25 protein-coding genes are annotated in these 23,612 nt (G+C 62.2%); 3 read left to right on the top strand and 22 right to left on the bottom strand.

Annotated elements, in window-relative coordinates:
• Nucleotides 1-7: 7 nt before the first annotated feature.
• From rpsB to rpsP, 18 genes are all read right to left on the bottom strand, one after another.
• Nucleotides 8-763: a 30S ribosomal protein S2 gene (rpsB, locus tag ACI38Z_RS00125; protein ID WP_439788159.1), complete on the bottom strand. Its 756-nt coding sequence runs from the start codon at nt 761-763 to the stop codon at nt 8-10.
• A gap of 260 nt (nt 764-1,023) precedes the next feature.
• On the bottom strand, nt 1,024-1,998 hold the full coding sequence (locus ACI38Z_RS00120) for a tyrosine recombinase (protein WP_439788158.1): 975 nt from the start codon (nt 1,996-1,998) through the stop codon (nt 1,024-1,026).
• Nucleotides 1,949-3,289 carry a methylenetetrahydrofolate--tRNA-(uracil(54)-C(5))-methyltransferase (FADH(2)-oxidizing) TrmFO gene (gene trmFO, locus ACI38Z_RS00115; RefSeq protein ID WP_439788157.1) on the bottom strand — a complete coding sequence of 447 codons (1,341 nt, stop codon included), beginning with the start codon at nt 3,287-3,289 and terminating at the stop codon, nt 1,949-1,951. The genes ACI38Z_RS00120 and trmFO overlap by 50 nt, the downstream gene beginning before the upstream one ends.
• A gap of 16 nt (nt 3,290-3,305) precedes the next feature.
• On the bottom strand, nt 3,306-4,208 hold the full coding sequence (locus ACI38Z_RS00110; protein ID WP_439788156.1) for a DNA-processing protein DprA: 903 nt from the start codon (nt 4,206-4,208) through the stop codon (nt 3,306-3,308).
• Nucleotides 4,205-5,701: a YifB family Mg chelatase-like AAA ATPase gene (locus ACI38Z_RS00105; RefSeq protein ID WP_439788166.1), complete on the bottom strand. Its 1,497-nt coding sequence runs from the start codon at nt 5,699-5,701 to the stop codon at nt 4,205-4,207. The genes ACI38Z_RS00110 and ACI38Z_RS00105 overlap by 4 nt, the downstream gene beginning before the upstream one ends.
• Nucleotides 5,702-5,707: 6 nt before the next feature.
• On the bottom strand, nt 5,708-6,283 hold the full coding sequence (locus ACI38Z_RS00100) for a YraN family protein (RefSeq protein WP_439788155.1): 576 nt from the start codon (nt 6,281-6,283) through the stop codon (nt 5,708-5,710).
• 163 nt (nt 6,284-6,446) lie between these two features.
• The gene (locus tag ACI38Z_RS00095) at nt 6,447-7,238 is read right to left on the bottom strand and encodes a ribonuclease HII (protein WP_439788154.1); all 792 of its coding nucleotides are present in this window, start codon (nt 7,236-7,238) and stop codon (nt 6,447-6,449) included.
• 63 nt (nt 7,239-7,301) lie between these two features.
• Complete coding sequence (gene rplS / locus ACI38Z_RS00090; protein WP_439788153.1) at nt 7,302-7,643, bottom strand: 50S ribosomal protein L19; 342 nt, start codon at nt 7,641-7,643, stop codon at nt 7,302-7,304.
• A 159-nt stretch (nt 7,644-7,802) separates the two neighbouring features.
• Nucleotides 7,803-8,846, bottom strand: coding sequence for a deoxyguanosinetriphosphate triphosphohydrolase (locus ACI38Z_RS00085; RefSeq protein WP_439788152.1), 1,044 nt, complete (start codon nt 8,844-8,846; stop codon nt 7,803-7,805).
• A gap of 114 nt (nt 8,847-8,960) precedes the next feature.
• Complete coding sequence (ppdK, locus tag ACI38Z_RS00080) at nt 8,961-11,729, bottom strand: pyruvate, phosphate dikinase (RefSeq protein WP_439788151.1); 2,769 nt, start codon at nt 11,727-11,729, stop codon at nt 8,961-8,963.
• A gap of 231 nt (nt 11,730-11,960) precedes the next feature.
• Nucleotides 11,961-12,365 carry a kinase/pyrophosphorylase gene (locus tag ACI38Z_RS00075; protein ID WP_439788150.1) on the bottom strand — a complete coding sequence of 135 codons (405 nt, stop codon included), beginning with the start codon at nt 12,363-12,365 and terminating at the stop codon, nt 11,961-11,963.
• A 61-nt stretch (nt 12,366-12,426) separates the two neighbouring features.
• Nucleotides 12,427-14,523, bottom strand: coding sequence for a glycine--tRNA ligase subunit beta (gene glyS, locus ACI38Z_RS00070; protein WP_439788149.1), 2,097 nt, complete (start codon nt 14,521-14,523; stop codon nt 12,427-12,429).
• Nucleotides 14,524-15,435, bottom strand: coding sequence for a glycine--tRNA ligase subunit alpha (locus ACI38Z_RS00065; RefSeq protein WP_439788148.1), 912 nt, complete (start codon nt 15,433-15,435; stop codon nt 14,524-14,526).
• 36 nt (nt 15,436-15,471) lie between these two features.
• Nucleotides 15,472-16,044 carry a signal peptidase I gene (gene lepB / locus ACI38Z_RS00060; RefSeq protein ID WP_439788147.1) on the bottom strand — a complete coding sequence of 191 codons (573 nt, stop codon included), beginning with the start codon at nt 16,042-16,044 and terminating at the stop codon, nt 15,472-15,474.
• Nucleotides 16,044-16,790: a tRNA (guanosine(37)-N1)-methyltransferase TrmD gene (trmD, locus tag ACI38Z_RS00055; protein ID WP_439788146.1), complete on the bottom strand. Its 747-nt coding sequence runs from the start codon at nt 16,788-16,790 to the stop codon at nt 16,044-16,046. Before trmD ends, lepB begins: the two co-directional genes overlap by 1 nt.
• Nucleotides 16,787-17,278, bottom strand: a complete 492-nt coding sequence (locus ACI38Z_RS00050; protein WP_439788145.1) for a ribosome maturation factor RimM — start codon at nt 17,276-17,278, stop codon at nt 16,787-16,789. The genes trmD and ACI38Z_RS00050 overlap by 4 nt, the downstream gene beginning before the upstream one ends.
• A gap of 37 nt (nt 17,279-17,315) precedes the next feature.
• Nucleotides 17,316-17,621, bottom strand: coding sequence for a KH domain-containing protein (locus ACI38Z_RS00045; RefSeq protein WP_439788144.1), 306 nt, complete (start codon nt 17,619-17,621; stop codon nt 17,316-17,318).
• 5 nt (nt 17,622-17,626) lie between these two features.
• Nucleotides 17,627-17,947, bottom strand: a complete 321-nt coding sequence (gene rpsP, locus ACI38Z_RS00040; RefSeq protein ID WP_439788143.1) for a 30S ribosomal protein S16 — start codon at nt 17,945-17,947, stop codon at nt 17,627-17,629.
• Nucleotides 17,948-18,186: 239 nt separating this feature from the next.
• Here rpsP and ACI38Z_RS00035 point away from each other — a divergent pair, with 239 nt between their 5' ends.
• The 3 genes from ACI38Z_RS00035 (at nt 18,187) to dinB (ending at nt 21,499) form a co-directional block, all read left to right on the top strand.
• Nucleotides 18,187-18,867, top strand: coding sequence for a response regulator transcription factor (locus tag ACI38Z_RS00035; protein WP_439788142.1), 681 nt, complete (start codon nt 18,187-18,189; stop codon nt 18,865-18,867).
• A gap of 15 nt (nt 18,868-18,882) precedes the next feature.
• Nucleotides 18,883-20,130 carry a sensor histidine kinase gene (locus tag ACI38Z_RS00030; protein ID WP_439788141.1) on the top strand — a complete coding sequence of 416 codons (1,248 nt, stop codon included), beginning with the start codon at nt 18,883-18,885 and terminating at the stop codon, nt 20,128-20,130.
• 67 nt (nt 20,131-20,197) lie between these two features.
• The gene (gene dinB, locus ACI38Z_RS00025; RefSeq protein WP_439788140.1) at nt 20,198-21,499 is read left to right on the top strand and encodes a DNA polymerase IV; all 1,302 of its coding nucleotides are present in this window, start codon (nt 20,198-20,200) and stop codon (nt 21,497-21,499) included.
• A 22-nt stretch (nt 21,500-21,521) separates the two neighbouring features.
• On the opposite strand, the gene rsfS is transcribed toward dinB, so the two are convergent.
• From rsfS to ACI38Z_RS00005, 4 genes are all read right to left on the bottom strand, one after another.
• On the bottom strand, nt 21,522-21,878 hold the full coding sequence (rsfS, locus tag ACI38Z_RS00020) for a ribosome silencing factor (protein WP_439788139.1): 357 nt from the start codon (nt 21,876-21,878) through the stop codon (nt 21,522-21,524).
• Between the two features lie 20 nt (nt 21,879-21,898).
• Complete coding sequence (gene yqeK / locus ACI38Z_RS00015) at nt 21,899-22,522, bottom strand: bis(5'-nucleosyl)-tetraphosphatase (symmetrical) YqeK (RefSeq protein WP_439788138.1); 624 nt, start codon at nt 22,520-22,522, stop codon at nt 21,899-21,901.
• A 3-nt stretch (nt 22,523-22,525) separates the two neighbouring features.
• On the bottom strand, nt 22,526-23,260 hold the full coding sequence (gene nadD / locus ACI38Z_RS00010) for a nicotinate-nucleotide adenylyltransferase (RefSeq protein WP_439788137.1): 735 nt from the start codon (nt 23,258-23,260) through the stop codon (nt 22,526-22,528).
• An 8-nt stretch (nt 23,261-23,268) separates the two neighbouring features.
• Nucleotides 23,269-23,612 (bottom strand): PUA domain-containing protein (locus ACI38Z_RS00005; RefSeq protein ID WP_439788136.1); only part of this gene is annotated, 344 nt, incomplete at its 5' end.

Genomic DNA, 23,612 nt, shown 5'->3' with positions numbered 1-23,612 from the left:
AAGAAGCCTACTCAGCTGCAGGGGTCTCGACTGCGGGAGTGGTCTCGCCGGAGGCCATCTCCTCGACAGAAATCTGCTCCTTGCCAGTGCCCGCAAGGATGGCGTCGGCAACAAGCTCGCACATAAGGTTGACGGAACGGATGGCGTCATCGTTCGCGGGAATGCCGTAGTCGACGACGTCCGGGTCGGAGTTGGTGTCGAGAAGGGCGACGACGGGGATGTGGAGGCGGTTTGCCTCGCGGATGGCAATCTCCTCACGCTTGCTGTCGACCACGAAGATTGCCTGGGGAAGTGCGTGAAGGTCACGAGCTCCACCGAGGTTGCGCTGAAGCTTGTCGAGCTCCTTCGTCAGGACTGCCTGCTCCTTCTTGGGGAGAAGAGCCATACGGCCGTCCTCCACCATGGACTCGAGCTCCTCCATGCGGTCGATGCGGGAACGCATGGTGACGAAGTTGGTGAGCATGCCGCCGAGCCAACGCTGGTTGATGTAGGGCATGCCGCAACGCTCTGCCTGAGTGGCAATCGGCTCCTGAGCCTGCTTCTTGGTGCCGACGAAGAGGATGCGACCGCCCTTGGCAGCCGTCTCCTTCAGGAACGTATACGCCTTATCGGCGTCGAGAACCGTCTGCTTGAGGTCAAGAATGTAGATGCCGTTGCGCTCGCCGAAGATGTAGGGCTTCATCTTCGGGTTCCAACGACGCGTCTGGTGGCCATAGTGGCAACCAGCCTCGAGCAGGGTACGGATGTTGATCTTAACAGCCATTCCTAAAACCTCCATTGGTTGGTCCTCCGTGTGATATCAACCCCGTACGTGCCACCTGAAATGCGGCTCACATCTCAGGCACCGTGGCCGACGAGTCGTCACACGTGTGAATTAATGCTGCACGGTCGCACAGCAAGAAGGAATTATAACAGGGTGTTACGACTAAAACCACGCGATGGACAAATCGATGCCACTCCACAAGGTTTGCAGGATTCTTCGCCCATCATCCACAAATGAAGGAAGGTGGGAAGTCGCGAGGTTTATTCAGACCTTGGATGTGCCTGCCTTGCCGCGGCCTTCATCCTATCGATTGTCAGATGCGTATAAATCTGCGTCGTTGACAGGTCTGAGTGGCCTAGAAGTGTTTGGACGCTCCTGAGGTCGGCACCTCCGGCAAGAAGCTCCGTCGCAAATGTGTGCCTCATCGCATGTGGCGTCACGCGTCTTCCAATCCCCGACTCTGTAGCTCGTCTTTCGAATACCGTTCGTAGGGCGTCGGCGCTCATTCGGTTGCCCCTCGTCGAAAGGAAGAGGGCGTGCTCGTGCTCTCTCGCGGATTTTGCGCTGAGGATTGGTCGGGCATCCCGTACGTAGTTCGCGACTCGTTCGCATGCGAGCTTGTAGATGGGAACGATTCGTACCTTGCTTCCCTTTCCAAAGAGCCTGACCTGCCTTTGTGACAGGTCGACGTCGCCCACATCAAGCGAAGATATCTCTGAAATTCTTGCTCCGGTTGCATAGAGAAGTTCCAGAAACGCCCTGTCCCGCATGTCACGGACGTCAGTCCCTCCGCATACGCCCAATATCGCCTCTGCCTCTGACTCCGTCAGGGTCTTCGGAAGCGACTTGGCCCGCTTCGGGCTTGCAATCGCCGCTGCTGAATCCTGTTCTGCTATCCCTTCGTCAAGTAGCCATTTGTATAGGTCACGTACGGCGGAGAGCCGGCGATTCATTGTGGACGTAGAGTATCCCGCCATATTCATGTCGGCGAGGTACCCGCGAAGTTGCGTATGGCTTACTGTCAATGGGTCGACGCCGCTTCGCTCCAGCCACCTGACGTATGAGTCGAGGTCACTCGCATACGCGCGAACTGTATTCGAGGAGAAGAGCCTTGCTCCACGATTGCTTCTCAGGAACGACTCGATATATCCCTTGAAAAGACCGAGGGACTTCTCGGTGCCAGGATTAGTCTCTCCCACTTTGTTCACCAGGGAAGAGATCTCGTCTCGATTCAAGATACCTGTCCATGTCGCAAGAGGCCCTGTCTGCATAGGCCTGGTATCGCTCCCTTTTCTTCATCCTCTTTCCCTCGATTGGCGGCACGAGGCCGAAGTTCACATGCATCGGCTGGTAGGGATACGTGTCCGGGTTTGTGGCATACGAGACGAGCGAGCCAAAAGCACTGGTCTCGGGAAGGCTGACTGCCGGAAGATCTCGTAGCTCGGCATAGGTGTTGAGCGCGGCAAGAAGGCCTGATGCTATGGCCTCTGTATAGCCCTCGGTACCCGTAATCTGTCCCGCGAGCCTCACGCCAGTGCCAGGAATCGCGAACGTCTTGTCCAGGACTCTGGGGGAATCGACAAAGGAGTTTCTGTGCATGACTCCATATCGGAAGAAGTCTGCGTTCTCAAGGCCCGGGATCATTCTGAACACGCGCTTCTGTTCGCCCCAGGTTAGGTTCGTCTGGAATCCAACGAGATTGTATGCCGTGTTGGACGCGTTCTCCGATCGAAGCTGTACCGCCGCCCAGGGCCTTCTCCCCGTCCTGGGGTCCTCGAGGCCTACCGGCTTGAGCGCTCCGAACCTCAGGGAATCGCGACCCGTCCTCGCGACTTCCTCAACTGGTTGACAAGCGTTAAAGAGGTCGCTCTGCTCGAACTCCTTGGAGACGACCCTCTTTGCGTCAACGAGTGCGTCGTAGAACGCATCGTACTCATCCCTGTCCATCGGGCAGTTGAGATAGTCTCCCCTACCCGTTTCGTCGTAGCGCGACTGTGAGAATACGACGCTTCTGTCAAGCGTCTGCGCGTCAACTATTGGGGCTGCAGCGTCGTAGAACGAAAGCGACTCTCCGCCGACCTTCTCGGCTATTGCCGAGAAAAGCTCGTCCCCGCAAAGTGGTCCTGCGGCTATAACTGCGGGGCCATCTGGGAGGGCGGTCTGGACCCTGCGCTGCACCTCGATGTTCTCGTCACGCGATATCGCCTCTCCGACAAGACCGGAGAACATCTTTCTGTCAACGGCCAACGCCCCGCCAGCCGGCACGGCCGCTTCCCGTGCAAAGGCAAGGAGTTTCGACCCCATCTTTGCGAGCTCTTCCTTAAGAAGTCCCGCGGCGCTGTCGTGCCTTGTGGACTTCAACGAGTTCGAGCAGACGAGCTCTGCAAAGCCGTCGGTGTGGTGGGCCGCCGTGCTGGCCACGGGACGCTGCTCGACCAATGTCACGTGCAGTCCTCTCGCTGAGAGCTGCAGTGCACACTCGCTGCCTGCCAGCCCTCCACCGATGACGGTAACACTCTCAGCCAACTGATCCCCCTCTTCGCTATTTCCTAACGACCATTCTATCGGACGTATTGAAAAATTCTTCCGAGGGAGAGTACCTCCCGTCTGGCAATCGGATCACCATGCCTCTCGCCTCGTAGTCGGATAGCGTGCCGAGTATGGTGATTACGCTGTCCCCGAGCCTGTTAGCAAGCTCGTCCGCGCGAGTCGGAGAGGCAACCAAGGCAGACATGACCCTGCCCATCTCTGAATTGTCGGGGTCTTCTGTAAGCCTGAGCTTGTCGTAGTCCAGGGCAATGCACATTTCAAGATCGCGTTCGGAGCAGATGATGCTCGCGCCATCCGATATGAGCTCGTTCGTCCCCACGGACTGCGGCGAGAATATCGAGCCCGGTACGGCATAGAGCATCCTTCCGAGTTGCGATGCCATCTCCGCCGTGCTCATCGTTCCAGACTTCTTCCCCGCCTCGATTACGAGTGTCGCCCTCGATAGAGCGGCAATTACTCCGTTTCTCTTCGGGAAGGCGTAACGTCTCGGAGGCGCCCCCCAATTCTCGATGGAGACAACAGCCCCATCGCGCTCTATCGACCTCTGGAACACGTCGCTCGACGTCTGCGGATAGATGACGTCTGCTCCACAACCAGATACGATGATCGATGTTCCCCCAGCATCCAACGCGGCCCTGGAGGCCGCCGAGTCGCATCCAAGCGCTCCTCCAGATATGACGGCAAGCCCGCTTTCCGCGGCAACCCTACCCGCAATCTCGGCGACCGCCATGCCGTAAGGCGTTGCGCGTCTTGAGCCAACTATGGCAATGCTCGGAAGGTGCAGCGCCTCCGGATTGCCAATTCCGTAGATAGTCTCAGGAGGATGTGGAAGGTCTTCCAATGACTTGGGATAGCTGTCATGTTTGCGACTGAGCTCAAACGATTCACTTGTCACCCTTCCCTCCTGTCCCTGTAGGCGCATGCCTCTAGAACGTCTTCTCTCGTTACGAAATCTCTCTCTTCGATGTCCGCTATAGTCCTTGCAATTCCTCCTACGCGGACTATCGCCCTTCCTCCAAAGCCAAGCCTTCGCGCCAAGTTTTCCAATTCGATTCGAGCGCAATCGTCAAAGCGCATTGGCTCGAGTCCTTGCTCGGAGAGCCCGTCCTCTCCTGACTGCCGCATCCTCCAGTCTCTGAACTCCCTGCCTGTCTGGACCTGTCGTCGCATCTCCTCCGAGCTCATCCCCTCCTCGCCGGATACCACCTTCCGAGAGTCGGGACGGCTTACGAAGACGTGGAGGTCGATTCTGTCGTTCAGCGGGCCACCAATACGTGACTGGTACTGCGTGATCTTCGCTGGCGTGCACTTGCATTGGTGACGATCGTCGCCAAGGTATCCACATGGGCATGGGTTGGAGGCGGCAAGGAACATGAAGTTGCAGGGGAAACGATAAAGCCCGTCCGCACGAACGAGTCTCACCTCGTGCTCCTCGAAGGGCTGCCTCAGCGATTGCAGGACGTTGGAAGAGAATTCTGGCAACTCGTCCAGAAACAGGACGCCCTCATGCGAAAGTGACACCTCCCCAGGTCGAACCGGACTCCCCCCGCCAATCATTCCTGCCATCGAAATCGAGTGGTGCGGGGATCTGAATGGTCTCTTCCCAGCGGCAATGTCCGTGACATCCAGTCCTGCTACCGAGTTCACGAGCATGGCTTCCTCCCCTTCCTCTCTTGTCAACGGTGGAAGAATCGTAGGCATTCTCTTTGCGAGCATCGTCTTCCCTGAGCCCGGAGGCCCAATCATGAGCAACCCATGCCTGCCCGTCGCCGATATGACCATTGCGCGCTTTGCGGATTCCTGATCAACCACGTCAGAAAAGTCCATGTCGGGCGTGCTTTGGCAATCCACGAAGTCGGGAGCCCTTCTGGGCACTGTTGGCAGCGATCCAATTCCACGCACGATTTCGGCCAGGGACTCTAGGTCCAAGAAGTTGCTTGAGCCATAGAGTTCGTTCGTTCCAGATCCGACGAGTCTCATCCCAAGCCTCTCGGCTAGCCGCTCATAGGCGACCATCCCCCGCACGGGATTGACGGAACCGTCAAGGGCAAGCTCCCCCACGAACAGGCAACCCTCGATACCACGAGAGGGGATCTGCGAGGTTGTGGCAAGTATCGCAACGGCAAGTGGGAGGTCGAAACCGGTCCCAGTCTTCCTCAGCTCGCCTGGCGACAGGTTGACCGTGAACCTGAGTCTCGGCATCTTTAGTCCAGACGCCCTAATTGCGCACCGGACTCTGGAGCGCGACTCCAGCACATTAGAGTCGGGCATCCCCACAATCGCAATCCCAGGAATCCCGTTCGAAGTCGCGATCTCGAGGTCGACGGGAAGCGCTTCCATGCCACGCAAGGTTGCGCTGTGCACCACGAGACAAGGCGAAGCACCCATCATCCATCACTGGTCCCACTCGAACGCTCCGCAGAGATGGCGAAGCCTTGCCAAGTGCATCCCGACGATGTTCACGGCGATGACGTCAAAGCGTATATTAAATACCCCTGGATGGTCATACAGATATCTCAGCGCGAGTCTCCTGTACTTCTCCTGCTTCGTCCGGTCCACGGCAAGCTCGGGTATCAGCTCCTTGTCGATTCCTAGGGCAAGCCGCGTCTTCACCTCAACGAGGACATGCACGTCGTGCCCATCCTCGTCCAAAGTCCTTGCGACTATGTCGATTTCTCCGTCCGAGCAACTCCAGTTCCTGTCGATGACCTCGTAGCCCCTGTGCGTTAGATACGTACCCGCGATCTTTTCGCCTTCCTGGCCAAGCTCCTTAGGCGTTAGCTGGTCAACCGGCCTGTCCGACGCTGGCGGCTCGGGAGCGCATTCGTTGGCGCCGTTGGGGCAGCCACATCCCGATTGGGCTCGCGACATGGGGGTTGATTCCGGCCCGCCTTCCTCCACAGCCGCTCCGGCATACCCGGAGTCGTCATATCCCGCCTGTTGTGCTCCGTAGATCTCGTCTTCGCTCATGGGAACCTCCCAGCCTCTCCTATGGGCTTTCGAGCTTCCCTCAAGGGCCTTTACGCTATCTCCCCCATGCCTTGCGCGGAACTTTACAACGACGTTGGCTTCGCGCACGAGCCCTCAACGTCGCACGTGATTGGTGCGCGAAAAAATCTTATGATTCACATTCTTATGAGAAGAGCCTGGGGGTCTCCAAGAAATTCCCACAAAACGACACCCTGTGGATCGGGGTCAGCCCAAGCCTCTTGATTGCGTCAATGTGCGACGGCGAGCCATAGCCCTTGCATTCGGCAAGGTGGTACTCGGGATACTCCGAGTCGTACGCCACCATGATTGCATCCCTCGTCACCTTGGCGACTATGGATGCGGCGGCAATGCAGGCAATGCGCGCATCGCCCTTGACCAAGGTCTTCTCCCTTGGGTGAACGTGAACGGGGTTACCGTCGATGAGTACGCAGTCTGGGTCGACGCCCGAATCCTCTATCGCGCCGGACATCGCCATGCGTAGCGCCGTTGCCATTCCCACAGCATCGATTGACGCCGGCTCGACGTGTGCTATTCCGATGGCCGTCGCAACCTCGGCAATCCTCGCCGCAAGCACCTCGCGCCGCTCTGGAGAGAGCTGCTTGGAGTCGTTAAGGCCGTATATCCTCGGCTCCTTTGGAAGCGCGACCGCACAGACTGTCAGAGGCCCAGCTATCGCTCCGCGACCCACCTCGTCAACACCCAGCACGACGCCATCGCCCCCGAGCTCAGCCTGAAGCTCGTACATGCCGTCCACTCGAGCGATCTCGGCCTCCTCGCGATGCTTCCTCCTCAGCGCGGATTGCACGGCGTGCTGGACCTGCTTGCGGGGATCCTCTGAGTATCGCCGCGCCAGCTCGTCAATCTCGTCCAGGCTCGCGTCGTGGAGTCTGGCCGCGACTTCCCTTGCACTTGCCGGACGAGATGCCTGCGTCATGTTCTCTCCCTATAAAAAAGGCGACACCGCGAGGGTGCCGCCAAAGTGTGCCTATGGAAAGGCCTAGCGCTTCTCGCGGATGCGAGCTGCCTTGCCGACGCGGTCGCGCAGATAGTAGAGCTTTGCGCGGTTGACGTCGCCGTGACGCACGACCTCGAGCTTTGCGATCTTGGGGCTGTGCAGGGGGAAGGTGCGCTCGACACCGACGCCGAAGCTGATCTTGCGGACGGTGAAGGTCTCGCGGGAGCTGGCACCGCTCATGCGGATGACGTCGCCCTGGAAGACCTGGATGCGCTCGCGGTCACCCTCCTTGATGCGGTAGTGAACCTTGACGTTGTCGCCCACGCGGACCTGAGGGATGTCCTCACGGATCTGCTGACGCTCGATGGCGCGAATGTAGTCCATAGTTTCCTCGTCTCTAGAGGTGCCGTCGCCGTGTGCGCGGCACATAGGTTTACACACAAGGTAGGAGTATATCCCTCGGAACGCGGTCCAGCAAGCTCTTGGTTCGCGTCAAAACTATTTCACACACCGGCTCTCATGCGCCCACGGCGCGCCTCTACCCTACCTCAGTCCCCACGCGCGTGGAACGAACAGGTCCTGGTACCTCCGGATTGCGAAGCGATCCGTCATGGAGCTGATGTAGTCGGCCACTCGCACCTCGTCGGGTGCGTCGCAGGTCTCGTACTCCGAAGGGAGCTCCCCAAGATGGTTGGCGTAATAGTCGAAGAGTGCCTCCACGACATGCTCTGCCTTCGGCTCCTCGGACTTTGCGTCTCCCGTCTTGTAGAGGTTCGAGAAGAGAAACGCGCGCATTCCCATGAGCGCGCCCCAGACCTTGTCTGACATCTCGATGTCCCCAGCGGCTGCGCTGGTGGACACGGCGTCATGAACCATCGTCGCGATGCGCTCCGAGGAGGAACCTCCCAGCACCTCCCTGCATCTTATGGGAAGCATCTCTTCGGTCAACAGGCCTGCGCGCTCTGCATCGTCGATGTCGTGGGTGACGTATGCGATCCTGTCGGCCCGAGCCACGATCCTCCCCTCGAGCGTACGGGCATGCAGACTTCCCGCGTGACACCGCATGCCATCGAGCACCTCCAGGCTGAGGTTGAGGCCACGACCATCCCTCTCGTAGAGCTCGGTGACGCGCACGCTCTGCTCGTTGTGCCTGAAGAGACCGCTCGCGGTATCTGACCGTGGGTCGATGCCCAGGTGCCGGGCCATAGCCCGTCTGAGCGCCCGCTCCCCCGCATGCCCAAAGGGCGTGTGGCCAAGGTCATGGCCCAGTGCTATCGCTTCCGTCAGGTCCTCGTTGAGCCTGAGCGGGCGAGCGATGTCCCGCGCGATCTGGGCAACCTCGAGCGTGTGCGTGAGCCTCGTCCGATAGTGGTCGCCCTCCGGCGCCAGGAAGACCTGCGTCTTGTTCGCGAGGCGCCTGAAGCTCTTGCTGTGGAGGATTCTGTCCCTGTCGCGCTGATAGCAGGTCCTAAGCGGGTCTGCCGGCTCCGGCTTTCCCCTGCCGAGGGACGAGTCCGCAAAAGAGGCCTTCGGCGAAAGGATCTCATGCTCGCGCCTCTCGAGCTCCGTGCGCATGCAGACGTCCATCTTTCCTCCTGGATACCGACCTCGGAACCTTTGCGAAATATGCAAGAGGGGGAGAAGGACCGTTGTCCTTCTCCCCCACTCTAAACCAAACAGTAGGCTTAGACAGCTCTCAGGCTACTCCCCGATCTTCTTGGGGCCGCCGTTGGAGTTGATCTTCGCCTGTGCGCCGGCAAGACGCGCGATGGGCACGCGGTACGGCGAGCAGGAGACATAGTCAAGACCAAGGTCGTAGTACATCTGGATGGAGTCCGGATCGCCGCCGGTCTCACCGCAGACGCCGCAGACGATCTTGTCGTTGGCCTCGTGGCCGCCCTCGACGCCCATCTTGACGAGCTTGGCGATGCCGTAGTCGAGCGTCTCGAACGGGTTGGACTTCAGAATCTTCTTCTTGAGGTACAGAGGAACGAATGCGCCCTCGACGTCGTCGCGAGAGTAGCCGAAGCCCATCTGCGTGAGGTCGTTGGTGCCGAAGCTGAAGAAGTCGGCGTACTTGCCGATCTCGTCGGCGGTGACGGCAGCACGCGGGATCTCGATCATGCAGCCGACGGGGATGTCAAGGTCGACACCAGTCTGCTCGGAGACGGACGCGATGGTCTCCTCAATCTGGTCGCGCTCGACCTTGAGCTCCTGCCAGGTACCAACCAGCGGCACCATGATCTCGGGCCTCGGGTCGAGGCCACGCTTCTTGAGGTGCGCCGCGGCGCCCGCGATGGCACGAACCTGCATCTCGGTAAGCTCGGGGTACACGATGCCCAGACGGCAGCCACGCAGGCCAAGCATCGGGTTGGCCTCCTGGAAGGAGTCCAGACGAGCAAGCATGTCACGACGTGCCTTGAGCTGCGTCTCGTTCTCGCCACGGTCCTCGGCGTGAGCAAGGGCAACGGCGTAGTCGCGCGGGTTGTCCAGGAACTCGTGCAGAGGCGGGTCGAGGAGACGGACGATGACGGTCTTGCCGTCCATGGCCTCGAACATTCCGAGGAAGTCGTCGGTCTGGGCCTTCAGAAGCTGGCCAAGTGCGGTCTGTTTGTCGCCGGTGCGGTCGGCGAGGATGAAGGTCTGGATGATCTGCTTGCGGTCGCCCAGGAACATGTGCTCGGTACGGTCAAGGCCAATGCCCTCGGCGCCGAAGTCACGGGACAGCTTCGCGTCTGCGGGGTTGTCCGCATTGGCGCGGACGCCGAACAGACGGCCACGAGAGGCGTCGTGACGGACGTCGTCGGCCCACTCGAGGATGGTCTCGAGGTCGCCGGTGAGCTCCGGGCGAACCAGAGGCACCTCGCCCAGGATGACGTCACCAGTGGTGCCGTTGATGGAGATGACGTCGCCCTCGTGCAGGACGATGTCGGTGCCGGTGATGGCGCACTCCTTGGCCTTCGCGTCAATCTTGAGTGCCTCGGCACCACAGACGCAGGGGGCGCCCATGCCGCGGGCGATGACGGCCGCGTGAGAGGTCTTTCCACCGTGGGACGTGAGGATGCCCTCGGCGGCCACCATGCCCTTGAGGTCGTCAGGGGTGGTCTCCCAACGGACGAGGATGCAGGGCTTCTCGATGTTGTGATAGTGAACGGCGGCGTCAGAGGAGAACACGACGGCGCCCACGGCGGCGCCAGGGCTGGCGTTCATGCCCTTGGCAACGACGTCGAGCTTCGCCTTCGGGTCGAACTGCGGGTGCAGAAGCTGGTCGAGCTGCGCGGGAGCGACGCGCATGATCGCCTGCTCCTTGCTGATGCGGCCCTCGTCGACCATCTGCATGGCGACCTTCAGTGCGGAGAGCGCGGTGCGCTTGCCGACACGCGTCTGCAGCATCCAGAGCTTGCCCTCCTGAATGGTGAACTCGAGGTCCATCATGTCCGCGTAGTGATCCTCGAGAATCTCGAAGACGCGGTAGAGGTCCTTGCCGGCCTGCTCGAGGCCAGGAGTCTTGGGAAGATCGGCGATGGGTTCCGTGTTGCGGATGCCTGCGACGACGTCCTCGCCCTGTGCGTTCACGAGGAAGTCGCCATAGCGCTCGTTCGTGCCGTCGGCGGGGTTACGCGTGAAGGCAACGCCGGTGGCGGAAGTCGAGCCCATGTTGCCGAAGACCATGACCTGCACGTTGACGGCGGTACCGAGCGTGTCGTCGATCTTGTTCTGCTTGCGGTACAGGATTGCGCGCGGTGTGTTCCAGGATCCGAAGACGGCCTGCTCGGCAAGGCGAAGCTGCAGGTAAGGATCCTGCGGGAACTCTGCCACGCCGTTCGGCGCAACCTCGGGGTGAGCCTGGGAGTCGACGTTCTTGGCGAAGATTTCCTTGAAGGTCGCGGTGAGGTCCTTAAGGTCCTCAGCGGTGAGCTCGGTATCGAGCTTTACGCCCTTCTCCTCCTTCTTCTCGTTGATGGCGTCCTCGAAGAGCTGGCCATCAACACCCATGACGACGTCGGAGAACATCTGAACGAAACGACGGTAGGAATCCCAGCCGAAGCGCTCGTTGTTCGTCTTCTTGATGAGGCCCTGGACGGAGTCATCGTTGAGGCCCAGGTTGAGGACGGTGTCCATCATGCCAGGCATGGAGAAGGGCGCGCCGGAGCGGACGGAGACGAGCAGAGGGTCGTCCTTGTCGCCGAGCTTCTTGCCCATGCGCTTCTCGAGGTCCTTGCGGTATACGTCGATCTCGTCGAGAACGCCGTCAGGCCACACATTGCCAGCGCTGGAATATGCAACGCAGGTCTGGCAGGTGATGGTGAATCCCGGAGGGACAGGAAGGCCGATGTTTGCCATCTCTGCAAGGTTCGCGCCCTTGCCGCCAGTGATCCACTTGGCCTCGTCAACGGTCTTGCCGGCGACTTCGGTAACGTTGTTACCGTTTTCGTCAACGCCGAATTTGTACACGTGCTTTTCAGCCATTTGACACCCCTGATCGTTTTCCCGCGGTGCGATAGTGCACCTAGTCCTTTTGGCACCACTCTGATTGCGAATCTCGCAGCACCTCTAACGACCCTATTGTATCCACAAGTATTGGTTTATCGTTCACGAATACACATTTGAGGGTAAAAAAGGTCGTTAGCATCCACTCAGACGCTAACGACCACCGCACGCAAAATACTTCTTTACAGTCGCTACAAGTTGAACTAGCGATTAAATCTCCTGAACCTCGCTGTCGACGCGGCGTCCCGCGACCAGCTTCGGCTCCTCGCCCGTGAGCGACGAGAGCACCGTGATGGCGGGTCCCAGAAGGTCGATTGAGGGCACACCGCGCTTGTCAAGCTCGCGACGGATGTCCCTGCGCAGGTTGCGATCGACGATCGTGTGGAAGACTGCTACGGGAATGCCCTCCTCGAGATTCTCGTCCAGGTACTTGACGACGGTGTCGAGGCTCCTCACGTTGGCGATGCTTTTGATCGTAACGCTGTCCTCGCTGAACTGGTCAGCCGCGGCCTCAACCACGCCGGTCGCGGTCTTTCCACGTGCGTCGGAAATGACGATCACGACAGGGGTCTGCACGTCAAAGATGTCCTCGTCCATACCAGCCTCGTCTCCCATATCGAAACCTCCTAGCCGGAGGATAACCCCCCGCATAACGGTTGAACTGCTCTGCCCAATCCTACTTCTTCTTCGAGAGAGCGCCAATGTTGGCTACACCGTTGAAAACCGCGGCGAACCTGTTGAGAAGCCTCAGACGGTTCTCCCTTACCACAGTGTCCTCGTCCATGACGAGTACGTCATCAAAGAACCGGTCGATTGGCTCACGTAGTTCGGCGAGAGCCTTGCAGGCACCATCGTAGTCACGCTTCGAAAGCGCTTCCTCCACGCTTTCGTCACCCTTCCTACACGCGGCGAGAAGCGACTTCTCCGCGTCGCCCATGATCGACTCGTCGACGTCGGTCCCGAGCGACTTGTCTCCAAGGTGCGCAGCACGGGCATATGCCGTCGCAAGGTCGTCAAAGAGCTCCGGCTCGTTCTTGCGAGCGTTCTCGAGCGCGTGGGCGCGCTCGAGGAACTCCTCGGGATCGATGACGCCCACGCTCGACACGGCCTCGATGGTATCGGGCGAGATCTTCTCGTCACGGGCGATGGTGTTGAGCCTTCCGGCGAAGAACTTCTCCACCTCGTGCTGGACGGTCGCCTTGTCGAATTCCAGCCCCTGCTCCGCATACGCGTCCAGTGCGACGGATATGAGCTTCTTGAGCGAGACCTGCGGCATCGTCCTGAGCATGGAGATGATGCCGATTGCGGAGCGCCTGACCGCAAAGGGGTCCGAGGAGCCGGTGGGCGGCTCGTCGATTGCGAACAGGCCGCAGACCGTGTCGAGCTTGTCTGCGATCGCGACGCACTTTCCCACTACGCCGGCAGGCATGTCGTCACCGGCGAAGCGGGGGCGATAGTGGTCACGAATGGCCTCGGCGACCTCGTCCGGCTCGCCTGAGGCCTTTGCGTAATAGCCGCCCATGACACCCTGCTGGCTCGTGAACTCGACGACGGCCTGGGTCACGAGGTCGGCCTTGGCAAGGTGTGCGGCGCGCTCAGCCATCTTGACGACGCGCTCGTCCTGACCGTCCTCTCGCGCGACCTCGGGGGCGATCTTCTCCATTCGGAGGGTCTTTTGGTACACGGTGCCAAGCTTCTCCTGGAAGACGACGTCCTTGAGCTTCTCGACGTAGTCCGCGAGAGGCTTCTTGAGGTCCTCCTCATAGAAGAACTTCGCATCATCGAGACGCGCGCGTACGACGCGCTCGTTACCGTCGATGACGCGCTCGTCGTTGCGGCGCGCGGTGTTGGAGACGACCACGAACTCGCGGGTCAGGTTTCCGTCCGCGTCGTAGATCGGGAAGTAGCGCTGGTTGGAGAGCATGGAGTCGCAGATGATCTCGTTGGGGACCTTGAGGAACTCCTCGTCGAACTTGCCCACGAGAACCGAGGGGTACTCCGTGAGGTTCACGACCTCGTCGAAGATCCTCTTGGGCGTGTCGACGTGGGCGCCGCCACGCTCCTGCTCAACCCTCTTGATCCCGTCGAGGATGACCTTGCGTCGCTCGTCCTCAAAGAGCACGCCTGCCTTACGGCAGGTCTCGACATAGCTCGCAGGGTCCTTCACCAGGTGCTCGCCGGGACCGAGGACGCGATGTCCGCGCGTGACGTGGCCGGACGTGACGTCGGCGTACTTCACGGGAACGACCGTCTCGCCGAGAAGGGCACAGATCCAACGGATGGGCCTCACGAACGTCTGGTGCTCCGAGCCCCAGCGCTGCGAGCGGTAATTGGGCCACTCGAGCGATGCGATGGAGTCCTCGGACAGCTTGGTCAGGATCGGGAGCGCGGGCTGGGAGGGCACGTTCTTCTCCGCGAAGACGTACTCGCGGCCATCGGCGTCCTGGCGCCTCACCAGGTCGGTCGCGGCGAGGCCGAACTTGCGCGCGAAGCCGGCGGCGGCCTTGGTCGGGTTGCCGTCCGCGTCGAACGCGATGTTGGCCGCGGGGCCACGCTTGACCTCGTGGACCTCCTCCGTCGCGGTCGCGACGTCCTTGACGATGACCGTGAGGCGGCGCGGCGTGCTCATGGCGCTCACTTCGCCGTGCGCTAGGCCCGCCTCGTCAAGCCCCTTGCCGACGAGCTGGCCAAATTGCTTTATCGCATGGATGAGAGGAGCGGAGGGCATCTCCTCGGTACCGACCTCCAACAGAAAGTCCAGGGTCTCTGCCATCTAGGCCACCTCCCCCTTCTTGTTCTTGTCGTCTTGCTTGCTGGCCACCTCCGCGAGGTATGCCTCGCAGCAGGCCTTCGCGATGGTGCGGACGCGAAGGATGTAGTTGGCGCGCTCGGTCGCGGAGATGGCCCCGCGGGAGTCGAGCAGGTTGAAGGCGTGCGAGCACTTCATGACGCAGTCGTAGGCCGGCAGCGGCAGCTTGCGCTCGAGGCAGGCGTTGCACTCCCTCTCGTAGTCGTCGAACTTGTTGCGCATCATTTCGACGTTGGCGACCTCGAAGTTGTACGTGGAGAACTCGAACTCGTTCTCGTGGAAGACGTCGCCGTACGTCATGGGCGTGCCGTCGGGCAGGTAGCTCCATACGAGGTCATACACGGAGTTGACGCCCTGCGCGTACATTGCGATGCGCTCGAGGCCATACGTGATCTCGACGGGAACCGGGTCGACCTCGAGTCCGCCGACCTGCTGGAAGTACGTGAACTGCGTGACCTCCATGCCGTTGAGCCAGACCTCCCAGCCGAGGCCCCACGCGCCGAGAGTCGGGCTCTCCCAGTCATCCTCGACGAAGCGGACGTCGTGGTCGTTGGGATCGAGGCCGATTGCGGCCAGGGAGCCAAGGTAGAGGTCCTGCGAGTCGACCGGGGAGGGCTTGAGCAGCACCTGGAACTGGTAGTAGTGCTGCAGACGGTTGGGGTTGTCGCCGTAGCGTCCGTCGGCGGGACGGCGGCAGGGCTGCGGGTAGCAGGTCCTCCACGCCTGGGGACCAAGGGAGCGCAGCAGCGTCGCGGTGTGGAACGTGCCGGCGCCTACCTCGCTGTCGTAGGGCTGCATCACGGTGCACCCCTGTTCTGCCCAGTACTTCTCGAGCGTCAGGATTATCTCCTGAAACGTAAGCGGCTTGTCGCTCATGTGCTTGTCTGCTCCCATCGTATGTGTGCCCACGCGCTAGAGTCCGCGCGCGTCCTTGAACGGCCAGAATATGAACACGGCCCTTGATGATACCGAATCTGTGCTCACCGCGCCAAAGTAGCGGGAGTCCAGGGAGTTGGTCCTGTTGTCGCCCATCACCCAGATGTGTCCCTCGGGCACCTTGTACGGGTAGCTGATGGCCTCGCTCAGGGTGCTCGAGTACTGCTCCAGCGGATAGCTGGGCTTGCCCTCGGTGTAGGACTCGCTCAGCTTCTTCCCGTTGACGTAGACGTATCCGTCCTTGAGGTTCACGGTGTCGCCCGCCACGGCAATCACGCGCTTGATGAGCGTGGTCCCGGGCTTGTCGGGATCGTCGAACGTGACGATGTCGCCCCGCTTTGGGCTCGACGTCCTGTAGGTGACCTTCTCGCCCACCAGGCGGTCGCCCTCCTGGATCGTGTCGAGCATGGAGCCCGACGGCACGATGTACACCTCGGCGACGAAGGCCCTCACGAAGAGCGCGAGGCCCACGCCGATGGCAATCGTGATGACCCACTCGAGCCAACCCGGGATCCTCTTGCCCTGCTCCTTCTGTTCAGTTGACGCCATCAATCGTCCTTCCCGTATTCCCCGTCGAGGATGCCGGACACGAACTCGCGCTCCTCCTCGGTCATGTCGGCCGATTCGAGCAGGTCGGGCCTCCAGCGAGCCGTCCGCTCAAGCGCGCTCCGGCGTCGCCACGCGTCCACGGCACCATGGTCACCTGAGAGCAGGACGTCGGGTACGCGCCTGCCCTCGAAGTCCGCCGGACGCGTGTACTGCGCGTACTCGAGCAGCCCGTCGCTGAAAGACTCGTCCCGCGCGCTCATCTCGTCACCGAGAGCGCCAGGCAGGAGCCTCACGACCGAGTCGATCACGACGAGCGCCGCGAGCTCTCCGCCCGTGAGCACGTAGTCGCCGAGCGAGAAGACCTCGTCAGCCAGCTCGTAGGCTCGCTCGTCCATGCCCTCGTACCGCCCGCACACCAAAAGCACCCGGTCCATGTGCGAGAGCCGCTCAGCGCAGGCCTCGTCGTAGCGACGTCCGCAGGGCGAGAAGAACACGACGTGGGGAGCGGAGGCCCCCCTTTGCGATATGTCACGTATCGCCTCGAAGATGGGCGCCGGCTTCATGAGCATGCCCTGCCCGCCGCCGAACGGCGCGTCGTCCACCGTATTGTGCCGGTCGTGCGTCCAGTCCCGCAGGTTGTATGCCTCGAAGTCGAGTATCCCCTTGGACTGCGCGCGGCCCATGATCGACTCATCGAGATAGGGCGCGAAAACCTGCGGGAAGACGGATAGGGTCTCGAACCTCAACGCGCGTCACTCCCCACGGTCCCGTCGGGGACCCTCACGACTATCGACCCCCGTCGCGGGGTCTCGAGCACGAACTCGTCCACGACGGGCACCATTACCTCGCCGTAGGGACCCTCGACGGTCCAGACGTCATTGGCGGGACCGACGATGACCTCGGAGATCCTGCCAAGGTATCCGAGCCTCTCGTCCGTCACGTCGCGACCCATCAGCCAGTCGACGTCGGAGCGCTCGAACCCGTTGGGCAGGTCCTCAACACGCGCGAGGAGCGTCCTACCCACGAGCTTCGATGCCGCCTCGAGGTCGTTTACACCCTCGAGGCGCACGAGCTGGCCCCTTTCGCCCCCATCGGCTGCAAGCACCTTGCGCCAGCGTGGTCCCTTGAGCTCGGGTGGCACGACGCAGACCTCGAGGCCCTTGCTCACAATCGAAGGAAGGCCGTGAACGGGAACCGTCACGACCTCCCCCCTTCTGCCGTGGGCCTTGATCACACGGCTTATGGCTCTGTATTCGTTATGCACGAGACGTCTAGCCCAGAACCTCTACTTCCACGGAGGTGCCGACCCTCGAGCCCAGCGCACGAGCGAGCGTGCGGATGGCCTTGATGGTGCGTCCCCTCCTGCCGATTATCCTTCCGGCATCCTCCTCGGCGCAGGAGACCTCGATGAGGGCCGAGCCCTCGCTGTCGGTCACGTCGAGAGATACGGCGTCCTCGTTCGTCACAAGGCCGCAGACGATGTACTCGACGAGGTCCGCAACCTTGTCGGAGGCAAGCTCCTCGGAGTCGTCAGAGAGCTGGTCCAGGGAATCGACGTCTTCGATTTCCTCGGACACGATGGCTACTCCGCGTTCTCGGCGGCTGCGGCTGCCTTGGCTGCGGCCTTCTTGGAGAGCTTCTGCTTCTTCTCGGGTGCGGGAGCGTCGGAACGGGCGATGTCGATCAGGTGAGCGACGGCGTTGGAGGGCTGGGCACCCTTGGCGATCCACTCGTCGATCTTCTCGAGGTCGAGGTCAATCGTCTTGGGGCTGGTCAGCGGGTTGTAACGACCAACGAGCTCGATGTAACGACCATCGCGGGGCATGCGGCCGTCGGCGACGACGACGCGATAGTACGGACGCTTCTTTGCACCGTGACGGGCGAGACGAATCTTAACTGCCAAAACAAAACTCCTTTACACGCGCGGCGCCGGGGTTAGTTGAGTTTGTGCGCCGCATAGCTGCAATCAGCGACTCTATATGATACGACACCCCACGAAAGCATCAAGGTGTCGTTTCTGTGAACCTTGTGAAGCCTTTTTGCACGCAAAATGGCGGGTACGAACTTTAAGACCCAATTAAGCACCCGTGCCTATATTGCTACTAGAACCACGGAATTCAGCTTTCCAAAGGAGGAAGCCACATGAACGTTCTGGTTGTCGAGGACGAGAGGAACCTGGCGGACGCAATCGTGAGGATCGTTTCGGACGCGGGATTCAACTGCGAGGCCGTGTATGACGGCAACACCGGCCTCACCGCTGCGGAGAGCGGTCTGTACGACGCGGTGATCATGGACGTCATGCTGCCCGGGCTGGACGGCATCCAGATCACGAAGGAGCTCCGACACAAGGGCAACTCCATCCCAATCCTCATGCTCACCGCCAGGACGTCCACGACGGACAAGGTCGAGGGCCTCGACGCGGGCGCCGACGACTACATGACCAAGCCCTTCGAGGCCCCCGAGCTTCTCGCGAGGCTTCGTGCGCTCACCCGCAGGCAGGGCGACGTCGTCATCGACACCGTTTCGTTCGCAGACATAACGCTCGACCTCGAGACGCACGACCTCACCTGCGGCCCGCACACGGTGCACCTCTCGGGCAAGGAGTTCGAGGTCCTCAAGATGCTGATGAGCTCAAACGCCCGCGTCGTGTCGAAGCAGGACCTTCTCACCCGCGTGTGGGGCGCCGACGCCGAGGCATCCGAGAACTCCGTCGAGGCCTACGTGTCGTTCCTGCGCAAGAAGCTCAACCACGTCCACTCTAAGGTGCAGATCACGACGCTTCGCATGCTCGGCTACAGGCTCGAGGTGTTCGACGAGGAGTAGCGGCGGTAACCGCACATGATAAAGAAACTCAAGCGCAAGTTTATGCTTATCGTCATGACGCTCGTGGGGCTTGTCCTCGCGGGCGTTCTCGGCATGTCGCTGTACTCGACGTACGTGAACCAGCAGTCGCTCATCAACGACGCGCTCGACCGTAACCTCGAGGGCAGCATCGACTCCGTCCCCGTCATCGGCGCGCAGCACGAGCCCGGCGACGGCAGGCAGCACGGCAACATGCTGGCCCTCGGAATCGAGATTTCCTCCGAGGGAGTCATCCTCCAGACGAGTGACGCGCCCGTGAACATCAACACGAGCGTGCTCAAGCACGTCATCAATCTCGTGCTCAAGTCCAACAAGACGCAGGGGACGATACGCCAGAACCACGTCTCCTGGAAGTCCGCCACCACGCCTACGGGCAGCATCAGGATCGCCCTGGTGGACACCTCCGCCGTCGACTCGACGTTCCAGAACACCCTCGTGCGCGACCTCGAGATCATCGCCCTCGGGCTTCTCGTCCTCTCTGTCATCACCTGGTTCCTGGCGGATTGGGCTCTCAGGCCCGTCCAGCGCGCCTGGGAGCAGCAGAAGCGCTTCGTCGCGGACGCCTCGCACGAGCTCAAGACCCCGCTTGCCGTCATCCTCGCCAACACGCAGATATTGGAGAAGGACGAGTCCATCCCGGCATCGAGCAAGCGCTGGATCGACAGCACCGCCGAGGAGTCGCGCCACATGAAGGCGCTCGTGAACGACCTCCTGCAGCTCGCGCGCGCCGACGAGAGCTCCGCGGGCATAACGGACGCCCTCAAGCACGATGACGTCGACTTCTCGGACCTCGTGAGCGAGGCGGCCCTTGAGTTCGACGCGGTGGCTTTCGAGCGCGGCATCACCATCGACGAGGACGTTGCCGAGGGCATCCACGTCAAGGGCGATTCCGAGTGGCTCGAGCGCCTCGTCAAGATCCTGATCGACAACGCCGTCAAGTACGCGGACACGAACTCCAAGGTCTCCGTCACGCTCGCCCGCAGGGGTAAGGGCAAGGGTTGCGTGCTCAAGGTCAACAACCGCGGCAACGTGATCCCGCCCGATGACCTCAGGCACATCTTCGACAGGTTCTACCGCTCGGACAAGGCGCGCAGCAGGAGCGACGGACAGGGCGGGTTTGGCCTTGGCCTCGCCATAGCGAAGGGCATCGCGGAGTCCCATGGCGGCTCGATCGCCTGCACGAGCACAGCCGAGTCGGGCACCACCTTCACGGTCAACCTATAAGCCACCAGCCAACGGCAACATTGCGGCACGCCGCCCTATAATCCTTTTCATGGTACGAGAGCGAGACATGACGAGGGATTCGGGCGGCGCTACGCTCCCCTGGTCCGGCAAGGCCATCGGACTGCTGGACCTGGACGCGTTCTTCGCGTCCGTGGAGCAGCTCGACCATCCCGACTGGCGCGGGAAGCCGGTCATCGTGGGCGGCTCCGCGGACCGCCGCGGCGTCGTCTCGACCGCCTCGTACGAGGCCAGGCGCTTTGGCGTGCACTCCGCGATGCCCTCGTGGCAGGCGGAGCGCCTCTGCCCCAACGCCATATGGACCCGCGGGCACTACGACCGCTACCGCGAGCTCTCGCATGAGGTCATGTCGCTCATCCTCGACGAGACCCCGCTCGTGGAGCAGGTCTCCATCGACGAGGCGTTCTTCGACGTCACACCCGGACGCTACTCGCGCGAGAGCCCCATCGCCATCTGCCGGCGCCTACAGCGCCGCGTGGCCGGGCTCGGCATAACCTGCTCCATCGGCCTCGGGATCAACAAGACCGTCGCCAAGATCGCCTCCGAGCGCCAGAAGCCGCGCGGCATGACGGTCGTGCTCCCCGGCACCGAGGCGCAGTTTCTGGCGCCGCTCCCCGTTGGCGCCATGAGCGGCGTGGGCACCGCAACGGAGGCGCGCCTTCGCGACATGGGCATCCGTACGCTTGGAGACCTCGCGCGCCAGGACGAGGACCGCATGCGGAGGGCTTTCGGCATACAGGGGCCGCGGCTCGTCGAGCGGGCGGCCGGGCGCGAGGTGTCTGCCGTGCGGGCCGAGGCCGCGCCCGCCGAGGTGAAGTCCGTCTCGAACGAGCGGACCTTCGCCCACGACCTCTCGAGCGAGGAGGACGTCACGGCAGCCATCAGGATGGTGAGCTCGCTCGTGGGCACGCGGCTGCGCCGCAAGGGCCTCAGGGGCCAGCAGGTGACGCTCAAGCTGCGCTTCTCGCTCAAGAAGACGAGGACCGCCCAGCGCCAGCTGGACGGTCCCACGGACGACGAGCATGTGTTTGGCGAGGCGGCCGTAGAACTCCTGTCAGGCATCTGGCAGCCTGGCACGCCCGTGCGCCTCGTGGGCGTGGCCGTGAGCGGCTTTGGCCCCGCAAGGCCCCACCAGCAGAGGCTCGAGCTCTTCTCGCCCGACGCGGGCGAGAAGGACGCGGCGACGGGCGCAGACGCCGCCAAGCCAAGGCGAGACCTCAGGGCGCTCTCGGTGGCCGCTGACGAGGTGCGGGCCCGCTTCGGCCGCGACGCCCTCAGCATGGGCCGAGACCTCAGGATCGGTCGAGACGCCTCGGACACCTCGCCCATGAACAAGCCGGACGAGAGCTGACGCCCGGCGCATGACGTGCGCTCTACTGCCCCAGCTCGAGCTCAACGCGCGGCGCGTCGCCCCAGAGGTTCTCGAGGCGGTAGAAGTCCCTGGTCTCGGGCTTGAAGACGTGGCACACGAGCGAGCCGTAGTCCATCAGGAGCCATCCGGAGCCGCCGCGGCCCTCTATCGAGAGCGGCTTGGTCCCGCACTCCTCGAGCACGCGCTTCTTGATCTCCTCCACCACGGAGTCCATCTGGGGGTTGTTCAGCGCGGTGCAGATGAGGAAGTAGTCGCAGACGTCCGTCAGGTCGCGCAGGTCCAGCAGGACGATGTCCTGCGCCTTCTTAGCGTCGGCAACCGCCGCGGCGACCTTTGCCATGTCAAGAGATTCGGCCATGTGAGTTCCCTTCTTCCCGCCTAGCGCGACTGCGCGCGCCGCAGGACGAGCTTGTTGTAGATGTCGAGCGTCCCCGGATAGAGGTAGCGCCTCGTGTCGATCACGTACGAGAGGCCTCCGCAGAACGATTCGTAGTACACGTCGTCGAGCGGCGCCTTGCCCACCAGGGCGCGCACGCGCTCGATCCCCGGCGACGACTTGCGGAGCGGCTCGATGCCGTCGGCCACGAAGACGACCTCCTCGAGGGGCGTCATGTCCGCGGCACCTGTGGTATGCCTCGCGATGGCGAGAAACACTTCCCTCGGCAGCTCGGGATATAGCTCGGGAAGCTCCCTTGCCGCGACCACGCCGTGCAGGAGCGGCCTCACGAGGGAGAGGTCCACGCCAAAGTCGATTCCCAGGGATGCCGCACGCGCCTCGAGCTCCTCGTCGGGCACGACCTTATCCCAGTCGTGCAGGATGCCGGCGACGCGCGCCAGGTAGGGATCGACGCCGTACTCGAGCGCCATGCCCTCCGCCGTCTTCGCGACCGACAGCGAATGCGCCAACCGCCTTGGCTTGACGTCCCGCATGCGCTCCGTCACGTCATGCTCGAGCTTCTTGATCTCCGCCTGCTGCGCAGGCGTGTACGTTGGCTCCCTCATGCGCTACTCACGACCCTCCGCGCCCTTGGAGCCATAGCCAAGCTGGTTGGCCCCATAGAGCTTGTGCTTGTGTATGTACCCAGTCACGGCGTCGGGCGTGAGGTAGCGGAGGCTCTGCCCCCTGCGCACGCGCTCGCGCAGATAGCTGGATGAGATGGCCAGCGCAGGCACCTCGAGGTAGGTGACGTCGAAGCTCAGGCCCGAACGGGCTATCGCGCTCTTGGCGCGTCCGAGGTCGTACCCCGGGCGCGTGGCGCCCACGAACCTCGCCAGGGACGCCATCCTGCCAGCCTCACGCCAACTCACGATGTCCGCAATCGCGTCCGCGCCGGTTATGAAGTACAGCTCCACGTTCTCGGGGTAGATCGCCCGGAGCCTCTCTAGCGTGTCCGCCGTGTACGTTATGCCCGGCCTGTCCACCTCGAAGCGGCTCGCAAGGAAGTGCGGGTTGTCCGACGTGGCCAGGAGCGTCATCGCGTAGCGGTCCTCGCCGGCGCTGACCTGCTTGTCCTGCTTGAACGCGGGACGGCCGGCGGGCATGAACACCACGGTGTCGAGCCCCAGGTCGTCAAAGGCCTGCTCCGCGGCAACGAGGTGCCCGTTGTGGATGGGGTCGAACGTTCCGCCCATGATGCCCAGCCTATAGGTCCGCGAAGGCTCCTGGCCGAGCGTGGGCAGGTCGCCGCGCGCAACGACGTCCGCCGCAACCCGCTCTATCTCGTCGAGGCTCAGCTCCATCTTCCCCCCTAGAAAACAAGCAGCTCGTCGCGGTGGATGACGGGGATGCCCGCCTTTTCCGGCATGAACCTCGAGATCACGTCGAGCTTGAGGCCGTGCACGCGCTGGATGTCGTCGGACGAGTAGCGCGTGACGCCCCTGCCGATGAGCGCGTCACCACACGTCACGTTCACCACGTCGCCGCTCCTGAACTCCCCCACGGCACCGGTGACACCAACCGGCAGGATCGAGGCTCCGCGCTCGCACACGGCCCTGCTCGCGCCCTCGTCCACGGTCACCGTGCCGCGCGGCATCTCCGCGAGGCCGATCCATAGCTTGCGCGCGCTCTCGTGCTGGGCGTCATGGGGCGCCT

The organism is Parafannyhessea sp., assembly GCF_051876455.1.
Classification (GTDB): domain Bacteria; phylum Actinomycetota; class Coriobacteriia; order Coriobacteriales; family Atopobiaceae; genus Parafannyhessea.
Note: the sequence above shows the minus strand (reverse complement) of the source record. Positions and strands in the feature narration are given on the sequence as shown.

Coding starts and splice junctions, on each gene's coding strand:
- dinB (WP_439788140.1), top strand. CDS start 20,198: ATGACGAGGGATTCGGGCGGCGCTACGCTCCCCTGGTCCGGCAAGGCC.
- ACI38Z_RS00075 (WP_439788150.1), bottom strand. CDS start 12,365: ATGGGAGACGAGGCTGGTATGGACGAGGACATCTTTGACGTGCAGACC.
- rpsB (WP_439788159.1), bottom strand. CDS start 763: ATGGCTGTTAAGATCAACATCCGTACCCTGCTCGAGGCTGGTTGCCAC.
- yqeK (WP_439788138.1), bottom strand. CDS start 22,522: ATGAGGGAGCCAACGTACACGCCTGCGCAGCAGGCGGAGATCAAGAAG.
- ACI38Z_RS00085 (WP_439788152.1), bottom strand. CDS start 8,846: ATGGACGTCTGCATGCGCACGGAGCTCGAGAGGCGCGAGCATGAGATC.
- rplS (WP_439788153.1), bottom strand. CDS start 7,643: ATGGACTACATTCGCGCCATCGAGCGTCAGCAGATCCGTGAGGACATC.
- ACI38Z_RS00100 (WP_439788155.1), bottom strand. CDS start 6,283: ATGAGCGAAGACGAGATCTACGGAGCACAACAGGCGGGATATGACGAC.
- ACI38Z_RS00105 (WP_439788166.1), bottom strand. CDS start 5,701: ATGGGTGCTTCGCCTTGTCTCGTGGTGCACAGCGCAACCTTGCGTGGC.
- lepB (WP_439788147.1), bottom strand. CDS start 16,044: ATGGCGTCAACTGAACAGAAGGAGCAGGGCAAGAGGATCCCGGGTTGG.
- ppdK (WP_439788151.1), bottom strand. CDS start 11,729: ATGGCTGAAAAGCACGTGTACAAATTCGGCGTTGACGAAAACGGTAAC.
- glyS (WP_439788149.1), bottom strand. CDS start 14,523: ATGGCAGAGACCCTGGACTTTCTGTTGGAGGTCGGTACCGAGGAGATG.
- rsfS (WP_439788139.1), bottom strand. CDS start 21,878: ATGGCCGAATCTCTTGACATGGCAAAGGTCGCCGCGGCGGTTGCCGAC.
- ACI38Z_RS00030 (WP_439788141.1), top strand. CDS start 18,883: ATGATAAAGAAACTCAAGCGCAAGTTTATGCTTATCGTCATGACGCTC.
- ACI38Z_RS00065 (WP_439788148.1), bottom strand. CDS start 15,435: ATGAGCGACAAGCCGCTTACGTTTCAGGAGATAATCCTGACGCTCGAG.
- ACI38Z_RS00095 (WP_439788154.1), bottom strand. CDS start 7,238: ATGACGCAGGCATCTCGTCCGGCAAGTGCAAGGGAAGTCGCGGCCAGA.
- nadD (WP_439788137.1), bottom strand. CDS start 23,260: ATGGAGCTGAGCCTCGACGAGATAGAGCGGGTTGCGGCGGACGTCGTT.
- ACI38Z_RS00035 (WP_439788142.1), top strand. CDS start 18,187: ATGAACGTTCTGGTTGTCGAGGACGAGAGGAACCTGGCGGACGCAATC.